General features: G+C 46.4%; 15 protein-coding genes. 10 read left to right on the top strand and 5 right to left on the bottom strand.

Going from position 1 to position 17,476, the window contains the following annotated elements; genetic code table 11:
- Positions 1 to 220 precede the first annotated feature (220 nt).
- Complete coding sequence (locus J2Z66_RS38665; protein ID WP_209978750.1) at positions 221 to 973, bottom strand: YybI family spore inner coat protein; 753 nt, start codon at positions 971 to 973, stop codon at positions 221 to 223.
- Positions 974 to 1,201: 228 nt separating this feature from the next.
- On the opposite strand from J2Z66_RS38665, the gene J2Z66_RS38660 reads away from it, so the two are divergent.
- The 4 genes from J2Z66_RS38660 (at position 1,202) to chrA (ending at position 6,981) form a co-directional block, all read left to right on the top strand.
- Positions 1,202 to 1,843, top strand: a complete 642-nt coding sequence (locus J2Z66_RS38660; protein ID WP_209978749.1) for a hypothetical protein — start codon at positions 1,202 to 1,204, stop codon at positions 1,841 to 1,843.
- The gene (locus J2Z66_RS38655; RefSeq protein WP_209978747.1) at positions 1,840 to 3,003 is read left to right on the top strand and encodes a pectin acetylesterase-family hydrolase; all 1,164 of its coding nucleotides are present in this window, start codon (positions 1,840 to 1,842) and stop codon (positions 3,001 to 3,003) included. Before J2Z66_RS38660 ends, J2Z66_RS38655 begins: the two co-directional genes overlap by 4 nt.
- A 146-nt stretch (positions 3,004 to 3,149) precedes the next feature.
- Positions 3,150 to 5,204, top strand: a complete 2,055-nt coding sequence (locus tag J2Z66_RS38650; protein WP_209978745.1) for a putative bifunctional diguanylate cyclase/phosphodiesterase — start codon at positions 3,150 to 3,152, stop codon at positions 5,202 to 5,204.
- A 586-nt stretch (positions 5,205 to 5,790) separates the two neighbouring features.
- Positions 5,791 to 6,981: a chromate efflux transporter gene (chrA, locus tag J2Z66_RS38645; protein WP_209978743.1), complete on the top strand. Its 1,191-nt coding sequence runs from the start codon at positions 5,791 to 5,793 to the stop codon at positions 6,979 to 6,981.
- 69 nt (positions 6,982 to 7,050) lie between these two features.
- Here chrA and J2Z66_RS38640 read toward each other — a convergent pair whose 3' ends face one another.
- Complete coding sequence (locus J2Z66_RS38640) at positions 7,051 to 7,389, bottom strand: PepSY domain-containing protein (protein WP_209978742.1); 339 nt, start codon at positions 7,387 to 7,389, stop codon at positions 7,051 to 7,053.
- 172 nt (positions 7,390 to 7,561) lie between these two features.
- Positions 7,562 to 8,629 (bottom strand): histidinol-phosphate transaminase, encoded by a 1,068-nt coding sequence (gene hisC / locus J2Z66_RS38635; protein WP_209978740.1) that lies wholly within the window; start codon positions 8,627 to 8,629, stop codon positions 7,562 to 7,564.
- Between the two features lie 819 nt (positions 8,630 to 9,448).
- Here hisC and pdxR point away from each other — a divergent pair.
- The 6 genes from pdxR (at position 9,449) to J2Z66_RS43655 (ending at position 15,849) form a co-directional block, all read left to right on the top strand.
- Positions 9,449 to 10,948 carry a MocR-like pyridoxine biosynthesis transcription factor PdxR gene (pdxR, locus tag J2Z66_RS38630; RefSeq protein ID WP_209978737.1) on the top strand — a complete coding sequence of 500 codons (1,500 nt, stop codon included), beginning with the start codon at positions 9,449 to 9,451 and terminating at the stop codon, positions 10,946 to 10,948.
- A gap of 191 nt (positions 10,949 to 11,139) precedes the next feature.
- Entirely contained in the window at positions 11,140 to 12,183 is a 1,044-nt protein-coding gene (locus J2Z66_RS38625; protein ID WP_209978735.1) for a multicopper oxidase domain-containing protein, read from the top strand.
- An 18-nt stretch (positions 12,184 to 12,201) separates the two neighbouring features.
- A complete protein-coding gene (locus tag J2Z66_RS38620) occupies positions 12,202 to 13,431 on the top strand; it encodes a ZIP family metal transporter (RefSeq protein ID WP_245376168.1) in 1,230 nt (409 codons plus the stop codon).
- A 33-nt stretch (positions 13,432 to 13,464) separates the two neighbouring features.
- Positions 13,465 to 13,818: a c-type cytochrome gene (locus J2Z66_RS38615; protein WP_209978732.1), complete on the top strand. Its 354-nt coding sequence runs from the start codon at positions 13,465 to 13,467 to the stop codon at positions 13,816 to 13,818.
- A 97-nt stretch (positions 13,819 to 13,915) separates the two neighbouring features.
- Positions 13,916 to 15,694, top strand: coding sequence for a 5'-nucleotidase C-terminal domain-containing protein (locus tag J2Z66_RS38610; protein ID WP_209978730.1), 1,779 nt, complete (start codon positions 13,916 to 13,918; stop codon positions 15,692 to 15,694).
- A 32-nt stretch (positions 15,695 to 15,726) separates the two neighbouring features.
- Entirely contained in the window at positions 15,727 to 15,849 is a 123-nt protein-coding gene (locus J2Z66_RS43655) for a hypothetical protein (protein ID WP_281068941.1), read from the top strand.
- Positions 15,850 to 16,056: 207 nt separating this feature from the next.
- Here the strand turns inward: J2Z66_RS43655 and J2Z66_RS38605 are convergent, their stop codons facing one another.
- Both J2Z66_RS38605 and J2Z66_RS38600 read right to left on the bottom strand, forming a co-directional pair.
- Positions 16,057 to 16,587 carry a hypothetical protein gene (locus tag J2Z66_RS38605; protein ID WP_209978728.1) on the bottom strand — a complete coding sequence of 177 codons (531 nt, stop codon included), beginning with the start codon at positions 16,585 to 16,587 and terminating at the stop codon, positions 16,057 to 16,059.
- On the bottom strand, positions 16,556 to 17,380 hold the full coding sequence (locus J2Z66_RS38600) for a ParA family protein (protein WP_245376167.1): 825 nt from the start codon (positions 17,378 to 17,380) through the stop codon (positions 16,556 to 16,558). Before J2Z66_RS38600 ends, J2Z66_RS38605 begins: the two co-directional genes overlap by 32 nt.
- Positions 17,381 to 17,476 lie beyond the last annotated feature (96 nt).

Raw genomic sequence — 17,476 nt, 5'->3', positions numbered from 1 at the left:
AGGGCGATTGAGTTACGGAGTTGACAGATACGTTCATATCAGGGAATGGCTGTGGGAGGAAGAGCGGTAGCGTCCGCCTTTAAAGATTTGTTCCTGCCTCCTCATCGATACCATTCAAGGGAACAAATCTTTAACAGCGGCTGGAGCCCACAGCCATTCCCTCCCCTAGCACTAGCCGTCCCGAACACGCCCCTCAAAGGAAACGGCAAGGCGTCTTTCGTCAATAAAGCGCAATTAACTTACTCGGCAGAATGGAGACAGAAAGTCTTGAGGAAGCAAAGTGATTGCCATCCCATGTCAGAAGGTTTTCGACATATCCTAGTGTGTCCGCATTTATTGTGCCAATAATACGCTGCAAGGCTATTAAGTCATAACTCATGCTTTTTACATCTACGACAACTGGATATAGCGCACCTAGAGCAAGTACCTCACCCTGTGCCGGTTTTTTAAGCTTCCCATTTTCATTATAATATTGTGATAAATAATCAAAGCCTTTATTGCTAATGTCTATCATAAAAAGCACATCAAGCTGAGGACTACTTACACTCACTTTGTACTGGTCTTCATAATTCACACGAAATGTATACGTATTATTATAGGCATCGACATTAAACAGTTCGCGCAGGACGTTATTTCTGAATGAATACATATAAGCACTAATGTAGCCCCCGCTTCCGCCGGAATCAATCATTATTAAGATGTCCGCGACTTGATCTTTGTCAAAGTCCCCAAGGAACAACCTCGCATTGTATCCAGCATTATTTTGAAAATGAACCGTTGTCCTCTTTCTGGAATACCCGTCTTGAATAACAAGGATAATAGAATCGGCAAAAAGCCCGGCTTGTCCTTGCGGCTTATGACCGAATAAATAGATGATATCTGCTATCCCATCACCGTTTACATCACCATGTCTTATGTCCAGCAAGGAGAGGTTACTGGGCTGTTGCTGGTATCCTGGGTATTGCATGCTCATGACTACGACCTCCGTATACGCTCTAGACTATTTTTCATCATATGCATTTGCCTATACGTTGGTGTGATTGGATGCACAAGTTACCATAGAGTGTTTATTGGCCGATATTCTGCTACATGAGTGAAACTTTACTATTGTTCGTTTATTATATAAAATGAGTTGTCTAGATTACAGAATCGTGGTGTCTTCGTCTTATGGTTCATAAATGATTATAGGAAGGATGATGAAATGAGAACTTTGAATGGCTTGGCTGCACCTCAAATATTAAGGGAAAAGATGATCGCTATGGCTGCTTTGGACTTGATTTTATGTCCGGAGGATTGGCTGCGTTATCACCTTTTTTATCCCGAATGGTCTGCACATGTTTCGCTGGGGAAAGTCGACAATGGCTCCGGAGATCATATGTTTGTTGCATTTACCCCGGATGGATGTATAGTAAAGGGGTTTGATCACGAATCGGCTTTAAGTCCACATGCGGGGGATACCTATGAAGTGTGGCCAGGTATATATGAAGATGCGCCCGCCGCTTTGCTTGCTTATCTGGATGATGAAGCTATCGAAAAGGATGATGTGACGTTCTGCATATGGCGTGAAGCGGGAGATACCGCTTGGCGGAAGGGAGAGGTTCATATTCCGGAAGGAGAATCGGATGGCTCTTCGTTTTTGCTGGGCACGATTTATGAAAATGCGGAGGATTATGTGGAATGGGCGGAAGATTACTTTGATATGCCGGTAGAGGTGGAAGTAGTAAGAGAGATTTATAAGGGTTCCGCGATTACAGAGCAAATGATTCTTTCCTTGAATGCCGAGCGGAATGTAGAGGATGCCTTGCGGGAGCTGGGTGATTGGGCAGGGAGAATCGGCAAATGAAAAAAGCTTTTAAAATAACAGGAATATCCCTTGGCATCCTTGCTATCCTGATTGTTCTACTGATTGGTTATGTGTATGTTTTCGTGATTCAGAAGCCTAAGGAAGCTGCGGATTTTAGCCAAACGAAGGTGAACGAATGGTACAAAACAACATTGCCTGGTCAGGTTATTTCCAGCGATGGCTCGGACTATTATTTATATACGAAAAAAGGAACCAGTGACAATGTGATGGTCTACTTCTCCGGTGGAGGCTTTAGCTGGGACGCTAATAGCGCATCCAGGCCGCAAAGTCTTCGCTCGCTGCTCTTTAAAGGAGACATTGGCGATTATGCTGCAAATATTTCCTTCTATAAGCTAACCATGATGAATGGTATTTTGGCAGCAAATAATGCCCAGAACCCGTTCAACGACTGGAATATTGTGTACATACCTTATACAACCGGAGATTTCCATATCGGGAATACGACGATTGATTATCCGCTGGAACATGGAGAAACGTTAACGATTCATCACAATGGTAAAAATAATACGCTCGCTGCGCTGGATTGGGTTTACAAGCATTTTGATAAACCATCCAAGCTGATGATAGCCGGAGAAAGCGCAGGAGGCTTCGCTTCAGCTTTCTGGGCGCCGGAAATCGCTGGTCATTATCCCGATTCATCCATCTTTCAATTTTCAGACAGCGCTTATTTGAACATAAGTAAATGGCCAGACATCATTGACTCCGTGTGGCAGGCAGATTTCGAGCAAACATTCGGGTATTCCCCAAGTGCAGATTTGATCGGCTCCGCAGTTGCCGGCAGCCGTACCAAGCTGCCAGATAATGTTGTACTTTTGCAATCCAACACCTTATATGATGCTATCCTGATTGCTTACCAAAGCAGATTGAACGGGATCGAAGCGGATTCTCAGGCTGTTCAGAACTGGTCTAAGCAGATGCTGCAGTCTACGAAGCTGCTGGAGGATACAATTCCTAACTATTATTATTATTTGACTGATTATGGGATAAACGCAAAGTCTGGAACAACCACACACACGATCTCTCCCAATAAGATTTTCTTTGATGTAGAAGAAGATGGAATCCAGATGACTAAATGGTTGGATGATATAGTGAATCATGGCCAAAAGTATTCAGTTGGACAATCATTTGTCGAGCCATAAGTTAATTTGAAAAAAGAATAATAAGACCCATTGCAATTATATCTTCTAGTGATATAGGATGTGTATATAACTAGACGGATTTAATGAATTTATCTTGGGTCAAGGCCGGATAAGGTTCCGGTTTTTTTCTTTTTAGGAGGATATTCATGGAGGACTGGATTGAATCGCTGTCTTTTTTATATACAATTTATCCCGGACTCGTTGTGGCGATAGAGGCAAATGGACGAATTGTAAAAATGAATGCCAATGCGGCTGCTTATTCACAGCAGTCCTTATCCGGTTTGCGGCTGGAAACTATGATTCACAATTTGATTATCGAAGAGGATCTGGAGATGTTCGAGCGGTATAAGGTGCAAGCTTTGGCTGATACTGCTCAAACCTACAGGCTTCGTTTACATGATGATAACCGCAGGATCTTGACCTGGACAGTTGATCACTTTACTTTTTTTGCAGACAGGGGCATTCAAGGGCATCATTTGTGCATCCGTGATATTTCAGAGTCTGTGAAGCAGCAAAGCATAACGGAGGAAATTATTACCCGCTACCACCAGCTTATTGACGTCTACCTCGATCCGATTGTGATCTTTAAGGACTTGCAAATCGTTTTTATCAATGAGATAGCGGAGGAAACTCTCGGAGGAACCCGCGAAAATTTGCTTGGAGAGAAGATCAGACGATTTGTGCATCCCGATTATTGGGATTCAGTTGTTTCCCGGCTTCAGACTCTTGGTGCTTCCGATGAACGAACGGAAATATTGGAAATTAAAGTTGTCAATTTGAAAGGCGAAGCGATCGATGTTGAAGTGGCCAGCAAGGCCATCAGCTATGAAGGAGAGCCCGCGATTTTGACGGTGCTGCGCAATATTAGTGCCCGCAAAAAAGCAGAGCAGGAGATTATCCACATGGCCTATCATGACGCGCTTACAGGTCTGCCGAACCGGAGGAAATTCAATCAGGAATTATCGCGCATGATCCTCGAAAGAGGTCTGAACCAAGTTGCAATCCCGCTTTTTGCCGTTATGGTTGTAGATATTGACAGATTTAAAATGATTAATGATTCTTTAGGCCATATGTATGGGGATATGTTTCTGCAGGAAATGGGACGACGGATCGAAAATGGTCTTTCGGGCTGCAAGGGGATGCTTGCGAGAATGGGCGGAGACGAGTTTACGCTGCTCCTTGAAGATTGTGGTGGGAAAGATGAAATGTGCACCATTGCGGGATGCATTACGAAAGCGATTCAACAGCCTTTCCATCTGAATGAATATGAGTTTTATGTTACAGCGAGCATAGGAATTGCTGTCTTTCCGGATGATGGCGGAGATGCCGTTGAGCTGCTCAAAAATGCGGACACGGCCATGTACGAGGTCAAGAAAAGCGGGAAGAACGGCTACCAGTTTTATACCTCCGGACTGAATGCACAGCTGAAGGAAAAAATCGAACTTGAAGGCGAGCTGCGAAAGGCAATGAAGCTTAATGAGCTGCTCCTGCATTATCAGCCCCAAATGCTCGCACTGGATCAACGGATCATTGGTGTGGAGGCATTGGTGCGCTGGAACCATCCTACGAAAGGGCTTCTTCCGCCCAACACGTTTATTCCAATCGCCGAAGAATCAGGCTTAATCTACGATATGGGCACCTGGATATTACGTGAAGCCTGCCGCCAGATGCGGCAATGGCATGATGCCGGAGGCCCGCGTATTCCCGTTTCCGTCAACTTGTCAACGATGCAATTTCATCAATCCAATCTGGTCGAGTACATACGCAAAATTCTTGAGGAAACAGGACTTGAGCCACAATATCTGGAACTGGAAATTACAGAGAGCATGATGATGGACGCAGCTGCCTCGACAGCCATTCTAACGGAGCTCAGTACATATGGAGTAAAGGTAAACCTCGATGATTTCGGAACGGGCTACAGCTCACTCAGCTATCTAAAACATCTTCCGATCAATAAGCTGAAAATCGACCGCTCGTTTATTACGGACCTGACGTTGAGTGAAAGCGACAGAGCTATTGTAGCGACAATCATTTCTATGGCTCGGCACCTTAAGATGGAGGTTATTGCAGAGGGCATAGAAACTAAGGAGCAGCTCGATTTTCTATTGGATAATTCCTGTCAGGAAATCCAGGGCTATTACTTTAGCCGTCCTCTGCCTGCCAACGAGGTCGAGTCCACTTATTTTCTTCCCTATCATTGATTTTTTGGGTAAGTGTAATCCCCCGGCAGCCAGCCTCCCCTAAATGAGCATGTGCTTGACTTTAACGATGTTTTTGATCGTTAAAGCACGTGTTTCCAGGTCATCAGCCACTTTAATGATGATTTTCATCGTTAAAAGAGGACGGATGGCCTTTCTGGCCAGGTAAAGGGGATTTTAATGATGTTTTTCATTGTTAAAGTAAGAATGTGGAGGGAGCTAGTGCTTTTAACGATGAAAAACATCGTTAAAGTAGAATATCCTCCTCAACTGCACGGGCTCTTCATCTCCAGTGCCTACGGCCGCTTAGAAACATTCTCTAACCAAGAGAAAAAACATTGCTGGCTGTCCGTTAGAGCTTGGTGTTTGTCTGATTCGTGCGATTGTAGCTGAGAAGGGAATGGCTGTGGGAGGAAGAGCTGTAGCGCCGCACGCTCCTCAAAGGACGCCGCAAGGCTGTTTTTTATTTTTGTAAATATGCCAGGTATTGAGAAATTATAGGTGACCTGTTTGCTAAAGCAATGTATCATAATAGCATAAACTCATATTACGATAGAGGCGGTTTCGAGCGCTTGAGAAAGGATAGTCAGTGGGAGATAAGCATGAAAGTAAATTAAAAGCGCTTATAGAAGTGTTAGCGGTATCCACCAAGCTTGGTCTGACTTCATTTGGGGGACCGGTGGCACATCTCGGTTATTTTCACGAAGAGTATATACGCAGGCGTAAATGGCTGGATGAGCGCAGCTATGCTGATCTGGTAGCCCTCTGTCACTTTCTTCCAGGACCGGCAAGCAGCAAAGTGGGAATGGGCATAGGTATTATCCGCGGCGGCTTGCTTGGTGGACTGATGGCCTGGATCGGCTTTACGATGCCATCCTTTATTGCATTGGTGCTGTTCGCCTTTTTGATGCAGGGACTGGACATTGGCAGCGCCGGCTGGATTCATGGGCTCAAGATTGTAGCGGTCGCGATTGTTGCGCATGCTGTTCTGGGTATGGGACAAAAGCTGACACCGGATCGTAATCGGATGACGTTAGCCATTGCTGCAGCAACTGTAACCCTCATTTGGCAATCTGTGCTCAGTCAGGTAGTCATCATGATTGCTGCAGGTTTGGTCGGATTATGGATGTATCGGAAAATGCCAGCTTCAGAGCTGCCTGATCTGCATGTGCCAGTCAGCCGCAAGGTAGCTATTATTTGCCTGATACTCTTCTTCGCACTCTTGCTTGTATTACCGTTACTTCGTCATGCTGGGATTGCGGGCTGGCTTCCGATGTTTGATAGCTTCTACCGTACAGGTTCTCTGGTATTTGGTGGAGGACACGTTATTCTTCCGCTGCTTGAGAGAGAAGTTGTCCCCACCGGTTGGGTTAGCCAGGAAAACTTTCTCGCAGGTTATGGTGCTGCCCAAGCAATACCAGGACCACTATTCACCTTTGCCGGATATTTGGGTGCTATGGCTGGTGGAGCCGTAGGGGCTGTGATTGCAACGATGGCTATCTTTTTACCGGCTTATCTGCTTATTGTTGGAGCGCTGCCCTTTTGGAGCATCTTGCGCAAAAGTCCCAGAATTCAAGGGGCTATGATTGGCATTAATGCTGCTGTTGTCGGTGTTTTGCTGGCTGCCCTGTACAACCCTCTTTGGACAACGGCTGTTCTCGCTCCTGCCGATTTTGCGCTAGTACTGATTTTGTTTATTATGCTGGTGTTCTGGAAACTGCCGCCGTGGGTCATTGTTGTTACTGGTGCTGCCGGTGGCGTGATGATTGAGCTGTTCTAATTAAACAGTAAGTAGAAAATGGCCTTAGACCGGTTTGGTCAAGGCTATTTTCTTTTTCTGATGTGTATCTTATTTTTCTTGCGAGGGAGCTTCGGTCTCTGTCAGAATCAGAAGCTTCCCGCTATCAGCATCAATCCGGTAGGTTTCTTTATTGCCGCCAGGAAAAACCGCTTCCACGATCCAGACCGCATATTGCTGCTTCACGTTATTGATTTCAAGCTCCTCACTTTCCGCAAACCTTGCACTCCATTCAGCTTCCCGGTCTTGAACATGCTGTTTAGCAATTTGAAGGGCATCTTCTTTGGATAGCGCACTCACGCCGGACTGGGTTGGTTTTGATTCTTTACATCCTGACACCGACACTAACATGAGGATCAAAGCAAGCAGGCATACAGATCTCAGAAACAACTCCACCTTTCAGAAAAATTCAGAAAAATTCAGAAACCCCAGAAACCTCAGAAACCCCAGAAACCCCAGAAAATAAAGGGGAATAAAGGAAAACAAGAAAAAATAAAGGGGAATACTGGGTATAGCTATTAGACGCCTATACCCGGGTGAAAGTTCCTGAGGAACTTATCCTTTAATTCAATAATTCGCTTAGAGCAGTAGTAACAAGCCGCATTTCTTCATCAGTGCCGATCGAAATGCGGAGCTTGTCGCTGAGACGGGGATGCTCAAAGTGGCGAACGTATATATTTCGTTTGATGAGCTCCTGGTACAATTCACGGGCTGTATACTTCTCCGGGCCAGAAGGAGGTGTGCACAGTACAAAATTTGTATGCGAGGGCAGAACCTCAAATTCAAGCTGCTCCAGCTCTGCACTAAAAGCGTCACGGGTCAGTTTAGTAGCGGCTATGGTACGATCTGTGTAGGTTTGGGCCCGCAAGGCAGCTTCTGCAAGCCTCTGGCTGATTGCATTAATATTGTAAATGTCCTTACCTTTTTCCAGTGCCGAAATGAGCTGCTTTCTGGCGATGCAGTAGCCTACACGCGCTCCGCATAGGGCATACGCTTTGGAAAATGTCCGTAGAATGAGCACATTCTCATAACGCTGAGCAAGTGGAAGAGCTGACGATCCAGGAGTGGCGAAGTCCATATAAGCTTCGTCGATGACGACAAGTCCGCGAAACTGGCTGACAATTTGCTCTACCTCTACAAGTGGCAGCAATCGTCCGGTGGGAGCATTTGGATTTACCAGCACAAGTACATCTGCTTCACTGCGGATTAGCAAATCCGTATCGATGGTGTAGTCATCTCGCAGCGGAATGCGGATGCTTGCTGCTTGATAGGATGCGGCTACCGAATGATAGAGCGAGAAGGAAGGGTCTGGAATAGCGATGCATCTGCCTGGTCCGACAAACACTTTGATGATTAATGAAATGATTTCACTTGATCCGTTCCCGCAAAACACCTGCTCCTCCTTAACGTTATGACGATGTGACAGGGCTGCACGCAGTTCTCCGCACGCAGTGTCCGGGTAACGGCGAATGGATTCCTCGCCAATTGTACGAAGAGTCTCAAGGACTAGCTGTGCAGGGGGATACGGACTTTCATTTTGATTAAGCTTGAGCACGCTGCTTCCATCTGGAGGATGCTCTCCCAGTACGTATGTGGATAACTGTTCAATATGTGGCAAAATAAATGTCATAGTTAGTTTTTCCTCCTTTATTTTCGCCTAGCGGGTTTTCTTAATGAACGCCAGAAAGTATAAGTTTTCTGGGTGAAGCCTGGAGTGAAAAATTCCCGACTACACAGTGTAGCTTTACAGTGGGAAAGTAGACGGTGTAACTCTTCATCCAGGGACTTTATGCTTTTAACGATGAAAATCATCGTTAAAGTTCGTTAAAGTAGTAGCTCCTCTCTGTTGTGCCTGTTGGCGGGACCGATCTTCAGTCCCAGCGGCTTGGCCCGCGGGGAAATCTCCTTCCATCCAAGGAAAAACCCTTGCTGGCTGTCCGTTTGAGCTTGGTGCTCGTGCGATTGTAGCTAAAGAGAGGTAAGGGGTGTGGGAGGAAGAGCGATAGCGTCCGCCTTTAAAGATTTGTTCCTACATCCTCATCGATACCATTCAAGGGAACAAATCTTTAACAGCGGCTGGAGCCACTCCCTCCCCTTACCTCCGCAAAGCTCCCACGTTACGAACACGCTCATCAAAGGACGCCGCAAGGGACTGTTGACAAAATACCTTTTTGACGAAATTGACATTTGAGAACCCGCATAAACACTGGGTATATAAAAGTCATTTTTCGCAAAATCGGCTTTTGTCAACAGTCCCGCAAAGCGTATTTTCTTAATTGAGCTTGTTGTCTTCCGTTTTGCGCAAAGGGATGATAAGATGAGCATAACTTGAAATTGGCATTTTTAAAATGGACAGATTGATAATAGTTAGAGTGACAGATTGTGAAGTGGCACAAGTAAAGTAGCACAATTAAAGTGGCAAATGGTTAGGTAAGAAGGAGAAGATATCATGATTGAATTTATGTTTAAGCTGGACGAAACCTCGGATGAGGCACTATATATGCAGCTCTATCGTCATATTCGTGATGAAATCGTATTAGGTCATATTGCTGCGAATGTCAAGCTGCCATCGATCCGCAGACTTTCCGCTCACCTAGGTGTCAGCAGATCGCCTGTGGCGCTTGCTTATGAGCAGCTGCTGGCAGAGGGGTATGTGAGAAGCAAGCCGCGGAGCGGGCTTTTCGCAGCTAAGCTGGATACAGCTGGTTTCTCGGCAGAGCAGCGGCTTGGCTTGAAGAGCCGGGCTGTAACTGCATCAGGAACTGATTCCGCATCCGCACCAGCCGCGCTGCCATCCCCTAAACGAGCTTATCATGCCTCCCAAAGGGAAGAGGTACTCTATGATTTCGGCTATGGCAGCGTGGACGTAGCCAGCTTTCCCCTTGCCAAATGGCGGAGATTGATGAACCGCTGCTTGCAGCCGGCAAACAGCAGGCTGCTGCTGTATGGTGATTTGCAGGGCGAGCCGGAGCTGCGCGCAGAAATTGCCGTTTATTTACGTCAGATGCGCGGGGTGCACTGTTTACCGGAGCAAATCGTTGTCGGCGCTGGCACTTATCATTCGCTGGATCTGCTATTTCAGCTTCTTCAAGAAGATGTAACCTGCATGGCAGCGGAAGAAGCGGTCAACGATGGGGTGAAAGCACTGTTCGAGCAGTTCCGTTTCGACTGTCAGCCTTTGCAGCTTGAGAGTGATGGCGTTCGTGTTGAACAATTGTATTCATGCGCGGCACAAGCTGTATATGTTACACCTTCACACCAATTTCCATACGGGATGACGATGTCAGCAGGTAAAAGAATCAAGCTGCTCCAATGGGCGACAGAACAGAACGCATATATTGTTGAAAACGATTATGATGGCGAGTTTCGCTACAGCGGAAGGCCGATTCCCTCACTGCAAAGCTTCGACGAGGAGGGACGGGTTATTTATGTGGGTACTTTCTCCCGGTCACTGACTCCATCATTTCGTCTGAGCTATCTTGTGCTGCCGCTCCCACTACTCGAGAGGTTCCGCGAACGTAAACATAGCTATGATCAATTAGCTTCGCCAATTTTTCAAATGACGCTGCAGATGTTTATGCAAACTGGAGATTTCGAGCGCCATATGCGCAAAATGCGCAGTGTGTATCACAAGAAACGCGATGTGCTATTAAGCGCGCTGCGCCAGGCTTTTCCTGAGCATGTGGACATCATTGGCGCAGATTCCGGACTGCATGTCCTGCTGCGTGTCCAGAGCCGAATGAGTGAAACGGAGCTTGTGGAGGCTGCCAGCCGTGAGGGAGTGGCCGTGTACCCGATTTCTGCGTATATGCTTGCTGCGCAAATGGCTGAGAAGGGGCAGCATGAAGCCTCGACAGTTCTTCTCGGCTTTGGCGGATTGTCCGAATCCGATATTCGTTCAGGAGTCGGGAGGCTAGCGCAAGCATGGCAAGCTATTCGCATAACATGAGCTTATATCCAAGGAGATATTTAATGAAAGTTTCCCTTGCGAAAGAAAGATGGACAGGGACAAAAATATTTCTTTACACTTAAAATAGCTGGGCGTATAATTTAGATCAGAAAAGCGTTTCTTTTTTTTGGGATATTTCTTGCCCTAGGTAAAAATAATTTGTCTTGTACAAAATTTGTGGAGGGAAGACAATGAAGGATCGTAACAAACAGGTCTCACGACGAAATTTTTTGAAGGCGGGAGCAGCAGGTACGGCTGCACTGATCGGAGGCGCACTATTGAATCCAGGCTCGATGCTGCAGAGTGTGGCCAGCGCTGAATCTCACGGCTCTCACGGCGGATCAGGTGAAGGCTCACAGAGTATGAGCGGTATGAGCCATGGGTATGATCCCGGAACAGAGATTACGGAAGGCTTCAAGATGGCGAAGGAAGCGCTGACAGCCTTCGATTACGGTAAGGTAAGCCGCTCCGCTGACGGCAGAACGATTCGTGATTATGAAATCACTGCGCTGGAACAGGAGATCGAAATTATGAAAGGGGTGAAGTTTCCTGGTTGGACCTATAACGGGACGATACCTGGACCGACGATCCGCTGTACGGAAGGAGATTTGCTGAGAATCAAGTTTAACAATGCGGCTACACATCCTCACTCGATTCATTTTCATGGGATTCATCCAACGAATATGGACGGTTTGGAAGAGGTTCCTCCTGGTGGAACCTTTACTTACGAATTTGAAGCGAAGCCCGCAGGCATGATGGTTTATCATTGTCATGTGCAGCCTTTCAGACATCACATTCACAAAGGTATGTACGGGAACTTCATTATCGATCCGAAGAAACCCCGAACTCCTGCCAAGGAATTTTCTATGGTTATGAATGGTTACGATCTCGATTTTGACGGAGCGAATGAAGTGTATACCGTTAACGGTTATGCTTTTGCGTTTATGCAGGAGCCGATCAAGGTGAAGGTTGGTGAACCGATTCGTATTTATTTAAGCAATTTTCTGGAATTCGATTTGATCAATTCCTTTCACCTGCATGCAAATTTCTTTCATTATTACGCGATTGGTGCAGATCCGGAGGCGAGACCTCTCTACACCGATACGGTGATGCTTGGGCAGGGTGAGCGGGGACTTGTGGAAACTACCTTTCCGGCGCCTGGGAAGTATATGTTTCATGCCCATGTGAGCGAATTTACGGAGCTCGGTTGGGTGGGCTTCTTTGAAGCGGAATAGAAGGGGGAGGGTGTAAAGATGAGTCAGGTGCAAACAGGTCAAAGTCCGCAAAGTCCACAAAGTCCGCAAATTCCATCGGGAAAAGCCAGAATGCTGTTATGGGGAATCCTCCCGGTTCTTCTTCTGATAGGCATAATTACTGCTATTATGATCATGGGTACGGGAATTGACGAAAAATCGCCAGTTCCAATTGAAAGTCTGGATGTTGAAAAAACAGTGCTGACAGACAGCGGCATCACATTAAATGTACTGAATTCGGGTCCGCAGGAGCTGGCCATCGCCCAAGTAATGGTGGATGATGCATATTGGAATTTCAATATCGTGCCGCAATCAGCGATCCCCCGTATGGGCCGGGCGACGATTACGATCCCTTATCCTTGGATAGAGGGTGATGCCCATGAAATCCGGATGATTTCATCCGAAAGCACCATATTCAATCAAACCATTGAAGTCGCGTTCAAAACGCCTGAAATGAGCGGGGAACGATTCGGAAAATATGCATTGATTGGGCTTTATGTCGGGGTTGTCCCCATTGTGCTGGGATTGATGTGGTTTCCTTTTATGCGTAGGTTCTCAGTCAGGGGCATGCATGCTGTTCTTGCATTTACCGCAGGACTTCTGATCTTCCTTGTCGTGGATACGTTTCAGGAAGGCTTTGAATTTGCTGCTGCGGCTCCTTCCATTTTTCATGGAACGGGACTCGTCTGGTTTGGTGCCTTGCTCAGCTTTTTATTGCTGGCAGCCATTGATCAGTCAAACCGCCGTAAGGCAAGGAACAGTGATGCGGAGGGGAGATCACTTGCTTATAAATTGGCTACGGGCATTGGGCTGCACAATTTTGGAGAGGGCTTGGCGATAGGTACCGCATTTGCTGTTGGTGAAGCGGCACTTGGAACCTTTTTGATAATCGGGTTTACACTGCATAACATCACGGAAGGGATCGGCATCGCAGCACCTTTGACCAAGGCAACACCAACCTGGAAAACATTCGCTTGGCTGGCGTTAATAGGCGGCGGACCTGCTATTCTGGGCGTCTGGTCTGGAGGCTTAATCCTCAATAATACGCTTGCTGCGCTGTGCTTTGGTATCGGTGCCGGGGCCATCGCTCAGGTTATCTATGTCATTGCCAGGATGATCATGAAGGAATCGGTTAAGCATCAGTATTCTCTGTTCTCATGGAGAAATTTCAGCAGTGTGGCGCTGGGCATTGTTGTGATGTATGCTACTGCCTTGCTGGTAACGGCTTAATTAGCAGATTTATGGTGAGAGGGGTTCTAGAGGTTGAAGCGTATCCGTGTAATAGTTGCTAGTTGTTTTCTTATCACCGCATTGGGTACGGCGGGGTGCGGCGCGAATTCTGCAACTGGAGATCAAACATCCCAAACACCTGTCACGGACATCAAAGTTGTATCCGAACAGGGAATGGAGCTGTATAAGGCAAATTGTATCGCCTGCCATGGTGTTGATCTGGAAGGCAAGGTAGGCCCTGATTTGCGTAAGGTAGGGGAGAGGAAAACTAAATCGCAAATTGCCGGGCAAATCAGGGATGGGGGCGGGAAGATGCCAGCCTACAATGCAAGCCTTTCGAAAGAGGACATAGAAACATTGGCAGGCTGGCTGGCTTCGCTTAAATAAAGCATGTTTAACAATTTCTTTAAATAAAATTCGAACTCCGTTAACACAACTCCATTAGTCTAAATGAAGCATTCATTATAGCTATGGAGGTTATGGAATGAGACGATGGAGAATGAAGTTAGCAAGAGCGCTGGCAGCTTTGGCGCTTCTTGGGCAATTGTCCGGCGGTGCGGCAAGCGCAGAGACAGCTGCGCCTCAGAGTACAGGATTCGGAAGCGGAGAACGGCAGGTCCAGGAACTGGATAGTATCAGTACTGGGGCTGATTCGGATAAGATTACCATTGTTCATGTCAATGATATGCATGCCCGTGCTGAGGAAACAGCAGACAACATCGGATATGCCAAGCTGGCCACACTGATCAAACAGATCAAAGCAGAAAATCCGAACACACTCGTTCTGGATGCAGGTGACACGTTCCACGGTCAAACGATTGCTAACCTAGTAAGCGGAGAAAGCATCGTAAGCTTCATGAATGAAATTGGCTTTGATGCAATGACTACTGGCAATCATGACTATAACTATGGCAGTACTCGTCTGCAAGAATTAGCTGGAATGGCCAACTTCCCGGTGCTCGCGGCCAATGTATACAAAGCAGATGGAACACGCCTTCTTAAGCCTTATGTTATAGAGAATGTAGGCGGACTGAAAGTGGCTGTATTCGGATTGGCTACACCAGAAACCTTATACAAAACACACCCGAAAAATGTAGAAGGCTTGACTTTTGCAGATCCCGTCGCAGAAGCGAAGAAAATGGTCGACGAGCTGTCGGGTCAAGCCGATATCATCCTTGCATTGTCTCACCTGGGCCTGGATGCTTCCAGCAAGGATACGAGCTTGAAGGTTGCCCAGCAGGTGAAAGGCATCGATGTGATGATCGATGGACACAGCCATACCGTTCTTGAGAGCGGACTTACATCAGGAACGACTTTAATTGCCCAAACTGGGGAATATGGAAAAAATGTAGGCGTTGTGGAGCTCACAATAGCAAATAAACAAGTGACGGAAAAAAAAGCGCATTTAATTACACGAGCAGAAGCGGAAAATATGACTGCGGATCCTGCGGTTCTTGAACTGATCACTACAGTCAAAGCTTCACAGGAGGACGTTCTCTCCAAAGTGATTGGTATGACGCAATTTAACTTGAGCGGAGAACGGGAAAAGGTTCGCGTTAGTGAAACGAATCTTGGAAATTTAATCACAGATGCGATGCTGAACGAAACTGGAGCGGACGTAGCGATTACGAACGGCGGGGGGATCCGGGCTTCAATTCCTGCAGGGGAAATTACGAAAGGGGATGTCATTAGCGTTCTTCCCTTTGGCAATTACATCCAAACTAAGCAAGTGACTGGCGCAGATCTGAAGGCGGCACTTGAGCATGGCGTGGGCTCCTATCCAGAATCACTAGGTGCATTTCCACACGTAGCTGGTATTAGATTCAAGTTCGATGCCAATCAACCGGCTGGTCAGCGTGTCCATACCGTCCTCATAAAAGGACAGGCACTCGACTTGAATAGAACGTACGTTCTGGCTACGAATGATTTTATGGCTGCAGGTGGAGATGAATATGTGATGTTCAAATCGCAGCCGATTATGAACGATTTTTCCTCCCTGGAGGAAGCAGTTATAGACTATATTCAAGAAAAAATGGAAATGACTTCTGGGGTGGAAGGCAGAATCGTCGTGGAAGCGCTGGTGGACGGCAGCAAGGAGCCAATAAAACCCGAGCAAGCAGAAAAGAAATATATCGTTAAATATGGTGATACTTTATCCGCTATCGCCAGAAATTATCATACGACATGGCAGCTACTGCAGAAGCTGAATCATATTCGTAATGCGAATTTGATCTACCCTGGACAGCATATTGCTTTGCCATAATAAAACTTAATCAAAAAAGGGCAGTGCAGCACGTGATCGAAGGATCACAGTCTGCATTGCCTTTTTTTGTAAACTTAGATTGCAGTCCGTTTGAGCTTGGTGTTCGTGCGATTGTAGCTAAAGAGAGGGAATGGCTGTGGGTGGAAGAGCGGTAGCGTCCGCCTTTAAAGATTTGTTCCTACCTCCTCATGTATACCATTCAAGGGAACAAATCTTTAACAGCGGCTGGAGCCCACAGCGATTCCCTCCCTCCATGCACCAACGTCACGAACACGCACATCAAAGGATGCCGCAAGGCGTTTATTTTTATCTTAGTAGCCACAGTCCGTACCAGTCCGATACCACTGAATGGAGCGTGTGGTTCACTTAACTTCAAGTTCGTCTAATGATTTTTCCAGCGCATAGTTGATTAAGTTAGTTTTAAAGCCCTTACCCTTTAATTTGGATAATGAGTCTAGTCGTTCCAAAAGGTCATTGCGAATAAAAAATGGATGCTTGGTATGAGTTTCTTTACGTTGTTTCTTATCTATTTTCTCTTCTTGCAAGATAACTTCTCTAGACTCAGCTGGTGAATCATCCACATCTGTAACTATGGCTTCTACTTCAGAAGAAGTCGCGGCTTCAGGTGCGCTTACGGCTGGGGTTTCTATTATAGCTGAAGTATCGGATGAAGTATCAGCTAAAGGTTCACTATCGGCTATAACCACACTATCAGCTATAACCTCACTATTAGCTTCTGTTTGTGGCTTTGCCTTTAACTTAGAAGCAGCGGGCTTTCTTTTGGGGCGTGAGATAACCTCTGGAGGGGCGGCCGCTTCTTCCTGTGGAAGGGGAGAGGATGGCTGAGGAATTTCCTCAAAGCTAACGAGCAGTTCTTTTTTTCTTCTTGGCATAATCAAGAACCTCCTTGGTTAGTGAAATGTAAGCGTCGGCAGCTATACTTGAGCGCCCTGACCACACAATAGGTGTGCCTTCATAAGCTGCAGAGTTTGCAAAGCTTATAGAGCGAGGGATAACGGTATCAAATAGCCTGATATTTTTCTTCTGGCAGAATTCACTCGCGCTGCTGAGCAATTCCTGGTGCAGCCTGGAACGCCGGTCCACCATCATCGCAACAATACCGATTATACTTGGGGCTGGCTCATCCTCGGTACCAAATGCATCAATCGCTTGAATGACACGCTGTAATCCTTTTACGGAGAAAGCTTCTGGCACAAAAGGGATCAGTACCCCGGTCGAGGCTTTTAACACATTGCCTGCAACCAGTCCGAGCGAAGGCGGGCAATCAATGAAGATATAATCATATTGCGACTTTATTTTGTCCACTTGCTGCTTAAGGAGTAGGAAGGGGTTTTTGTAAGCGTCTATTTGTGATAAAATATGAAACTCCAGCATATTCAGCTTGTCAGATGCAGGAGCTAAATCCAAATTAGCTGTAATAGGAATGATGATTTCATCTATTTGTTTGTCGCCCAGGAACACGTCATACATGGTGTATTCCGCTTTTTCCGGATCGGTGCCAAATACGACCGCGGCATTTCCTTGAGCATCGGTATCCAGAATAAGGATTTTTTTCTTGGGAAACATGGAGGCAACGACTGCTGCCAAATGTGTAACCAGACTTGTTTTACCAACACCGCCTTTGTTCATACAAACGGAGAAAATTTTCGCCATGCTTTTCGCCATGCTTTTAGCAGCACCGCCCTTCAATTGGAATTTCTTTCATTATACCATATGTGATCCGAACAAAATTTATTTTTGATGCAAAATTATGGAGGGAAT

The sequence above is a fragment of the Paenibacillus eucommiae genome (assembly GCF_017874215.1).
Lineage (GTDB): Bacteria > Bacillota > Bacilli > Paenibacillales > NBRC-103111 > Paenibacillus_AI > Paenibacillus_AI eucommiae.
This window is presented reverse-complemented; position numbering and strand designations above follow the sequence as displayed.